Origin of the sequence: Bradyrhizobium sp. (assembly GCF_035273305.1) — a bacterium.
Classification (GTDB): Bacteria; Pseudomonadota; Alphaproteobacteria; order Rhizobiales; family Xanthobacteraceae; genus Bradyrhizobium.
The window spans coordinates 1-3,759 of record NZ_DATEPI010000341.1 but is presented as its reverse complement, the minus strand read 5'-3'; the positions used below and the strand labels follow the sequence as shown (position 1 = coordinate 3,759).

The 3,759-nt window shown below is 61.6% G+C and carries 4 protein-coding genes; 1 reads left to right on the top strand and 3 read right to left on the bottom strand.

The annotated features are described in order from the left end of the window. Positions 1-255: 255 nt before the first annotated feature. Positions 256-843, bottom strand: coding sequence for a DUF177 domain-containing protein (locus VJV58_RS22010; protein WP_324139484.1), 588 nt, complete (start codon positions 841-843; stop codon positions 256-258). A 3-nt stretch (positions 844-846) separates the two neighbouring features. Further along, complete coding sequence (locus tag VJV58_RS22005; protein ID WP_324139483.1) at positions 847-1,392, bottom strand: ubiquinol-cytochrome C chaperone family protein; 546 nt, start codon at positions 1,390-1,392, stop codon at positions 847-849. 106 nt (positions 1,393-1,498) lie between these two features. Between VJV58_RS22005 and VJV58_RS22000 the strand changes: the two genes are divergently transcribed. Beyond that, entirely contained in the window at positions 1,499-1,981 is a 483-nt protein-coding gene (locus VJV58_RS22000) for an outer membrane protein assembly factor BamE (protein WP_324139482.1), read from the top strand. 66 nt (positions 1,982-2,047) lie between these two features. Here VJV58_RS22000 and VJV58_RS21995 read toward each other — a convergent pair. After that, positions 2,048-3,759 (bottom strand): sodium-translocating pyrophosphatase (locus tag VJV58_RS21995; RefSeq protein ID WP_324139481.1); only part of this gene is annotated, 1,712 nt, incomplete at its 5' end.

The window sequence follows — 3,759 nt, the reverse complement described above, 5'->3', positions numbered from 1 at the left end:
TTCGCTCGGCCGCACTCTGATCCCATGAGGGCGGCGCTCGGCGAAGCGCGATCTTGCGCCCGGCCGGGGCGCGACAATAGCGTGTCCGCGCCCTGACACAACCTCTTGACCGCCGCCTTTTAAAGGCCAAGCGGAAGGGTTGCGGATTCGGCACACCGAAATAGTTGCGACTGTTCAGCTAATTAGGTTCGAATAGGGACCCACTTCGTCATCTGCTTCGCTACGCGAGGCGCGAGACGCCCCTCCCCGCTAAGTTCAGCGCTTTTTCGGCTTGTTGCTGCCGGATGTCTTGGGCCCGAGCTGCAGCACTTTCAGTGCCGCGAATGGGTGAGCATCGGGATCGGGAGGCTCGACCGGCGGCTCGAATACCGCATCCTTCCGTCGCGGGTAAGGATCGATTGCCAGGAACAGAGCATCGGTCGCCAGTCGGCCGAGATCGATGATTCCGTCCACAATCGGCTCGGGCGGGTCCGGTGTTTCGACCTCGTCATTGGCTTCGTCCACGAGTTCGGCCAACTCTGGAATTTGTTCAGGTGGAGCGAAGACCAGATCGATCGGCTCATCGATCTCGTTCTCGATCGGCTCGAGGGTCACGACACACGTCTGTCCAACCCTCGCGCGGACGTGACCACCAACATGAAACCGACCGCCGCCCATGGGCGTGAGGTCGAGCGTAGCATTGGCCACGGCGATCGCCCGCAAGCCGGCCACTTCCGCCATGGACTGCCGTTGGATGAGACTGGCTTCGATTTCCCGATGCAGCCCAAGCTCCGGTATTTCCGCCACCGCGACTGGGACGCGCCATGGGTCCGCTTCATCGATATTGTTCTTGTTTCTTGTCATTGCTCACACGCCAGCTCGTGCCGGCGCTGGGAACCGCCACGACCCGCTCTGGATGTTGGCATCGTCGAGCCGCGTCAGGGCGCTAATTGCTGCCTCGGTATAGGACGCTAGCCGGCGCGCATTTTCAATCTGCCCACTATCCAGCACGTTCTTACGAAGCGCCACAGCCAGCGCCTCCTGACCCTCGGCGACAGCCACATCATAGGCCACGGATCGGCCGTAGAAAGCCTCACCGAAGGCCTGCATGCGTTTGGGCACCTTGAGATCACTTACGCCCATCTCGCGTAAATTGCCGTCCATGTCCTCGCAGAACCGATCGAACAAACCTTGGCTCAGCACGACGCCGTTCTCCATCGTCTTCAGCCGCCGCAGCACGACCCACAGGTGCAGAACCAAGACGTCAAACCGGCCGTCCACCGTATCCGCGACGCCCAGTTCCCGGTAAAACAGCGGCTCTCGTGCTTGCGTCACGATCATGCCATAGATGGTCTCAATGGTGCGGCGCACCTGCAGCGGGGGTTTTCTGAAGTGATCGAATGGCCAAACCATCGTGGGGTTCCACCCGCGGGCCCCAGCGGCCCGCTGCTGTTGGAATGCTGCGTGCTGCCCGGTACGTCAACGCTCCGCGTGATGCAAGCGACAAGGCCAGTTCCAAATGACTGAACCGAGCCGGAGCCGCTCGGCGCCGCGCCCCCGCCGGCTCGCCGCGAGCTGGCGCGGCATCCGAACCGCCGCAGCCATCGCGCTCGTATGCACCGTGCTGGGCGCCTGCAGCGGCGAACAGTTCCAGAAGGGCTACATCCTTCCGCCCGGCGCGCTCGAGCAACTTCCAATCGGCGCGAGCCAGGATCAGGTCCTGATCGTGATGGGAACGCCTTCTACCGTCGCCACTCTCAACGGCGAGGTGTTCTATTACATCTCCCAGCGATCGGAGCGGCCGGTGGCCTTCATGAACCAGAAGGTCGTCGACCAACGCGTCATCGCCGTCTATTTTGACAAGAACCGCCGGGTGCAGCGGCTTGCCAATTACGGGTTGCAGGACGGCAGGATTTTCGACTTCATCAGCCGAACCACTCCGACCTCTGGACAGGAGCTCAGCTACCTGACCCCATTGTTTAAGCTGCTCAGCTTCAACTAGCAGCAACTAAATGAGGTCATGATCCGATTCAACCTGATCGGATCATGACCCCCTCATCCTTCGTACCTAGTGCGCCAGGATCGCCAACAGCAACAGCGCAACGATGTTGGTGATCTTGATCATCGGGTTGACGGCGGGACCGGCAGTATCCTTGTAGGGATCACCGACGGTGTCGCCCGTGACCGCGGCCTTGTGGGCATCGGAGCCCTTACCGCCGTAATGGCCGTCCTCGATGTACTTCTTCGCGTTGTCCCATGCGCCACCGCCTGAGGTCATCGAGATTGCGACAAACAGGCCGGTCACGATCACGCCGAGCAGCATGGCGCCGACCGACGAGAATGCGGCGGACTTGCCGGCCGCGCCACCGCCTGCGATCGCATAGATCACGAAGTAAACCACGATCGGTGACAACACCGGAAGCAGCGAGGGTATAATCATTTCCTTGATCGCCGCCTTGGTCAGAAGATCGACCGCCTTGCCGTAATCGGGCTTGTCGGTCCCCTGCATGATGCCGGGCTTTTCACGGAACTGGCGGCGCACTTCCTCGACAATGGCGCCGGCCGCCCGTCCGACGGCAGTCATGCCCATCGCGCCGAACAGATACGGCAGCAGCCCGCCGAACAGCAGCCCGACTACAACGTAGGGATTGTTGAGCGAGAAATCGGGCACGACGCCCTGGAAGTACGGAAACTTCGCCGCGTTGCCGATGAAGAATTTGAGGTCTTCGTTATAGGCGGCAAACAACACCAGTGCGCCGAGACCGGCGGAGCCAATCGCATAGCCTTTCGTGACAGCCTTGGTGGTGTTTCCGACCGCATCGAGCGCGTCGGTGGCCTTGCGGACTTCCTTGGGGAGCCCAGCCATCTCGGCGATGCCACCGGCATTGTCGGTGACGGGACCAAACGCGTCGAGCGCGACGATCATGCCGGCCAGCGCCAGCATGGTGGTGGTGGCAATCGCAATGCCGAACAGACCGGCAAGGCTGTAGGTGACGAGAATGCCCGCGATGATCACCAGTGCCGGTCCGGCGGTGGCTTCCATCGAAATCGCCAGACCTTGGATCACGTTGGTGCCGTGGCCCGTCACCGAAGAAGAAGCAATCGACTTCACCGGTCGATATTCCGTACCGGTATAGTATTCGGTGATCCAGATGATCAGCCCGGTGACGACGAGACCGACCACGCCGCACTCAAACAGCGCCGCGCCGGTGAACTTCACGCCGTTGAGCGGACCGAAACCGACCAACCAGTAAATCACTCCGGCGACGCCGACCAGCGAGAGGATGCCGGTGGCGATCAGGCCCTTGTACAGCGCGCCCATGATGGATTGGCTCGACCCGAGCTTGACGAAGAACGTGCCGATGATCGAGGTGATGATGCAAACACCGCCGATCGCGAGCGGCAGCGTCATCATGTTCACCAGGAGCGGCGACGTCGCGAAGAAGATCGCGGCCAGCACCATCGTGGCGACCGCAGTCACCGCATAGGTCTCGAACAGGTCGGCCGCCATGCCCGCGCAATCGCCTACATTGTCGCCGACATTGTCAGCGATGGTGGCGGGGTTGCGCGGATCGTCTTCGGGAATGCCGGCCTCAACCTTGCCGACGAGATCGCCGCCGACGTCGGCGCCCTTGGTAAAGATGCCGCCGCCGAGACGCGCAAAGATCGAAATCAAGGACGCACCGAAGCCGAGCGCCACCAGCGCGTCAACTACCGTTCTGCTGTTGGCGGTCAGCCCCAGGAAATGGGTGAGATAGGTAAAATAGATGCTGACGCCGA

Coding starts and splice junctions, on each gene's coding strand:
- VJV58_RS22010 (WP_324139484.1), bottom strand. CDS start 843: ATGACAAGAAACAAGAACAATATCGATGAAGCGGACCCATGGCGCGTC.
- VJV58_RS22005 (WP_324139483.1), bottom strand. CDS start 1,392: ATGGTTTGGCCATTCGATCACTTCAGAAAACCCCCGCTGCAGGTGCGC.
- VJV58_RS22000 (WP_324139482.1), top strand. CDS start 1,499: ATGACTGAACCGAGCCGGAGCCGCTCGGCGCCGCGCCCCCGCCGGCTC.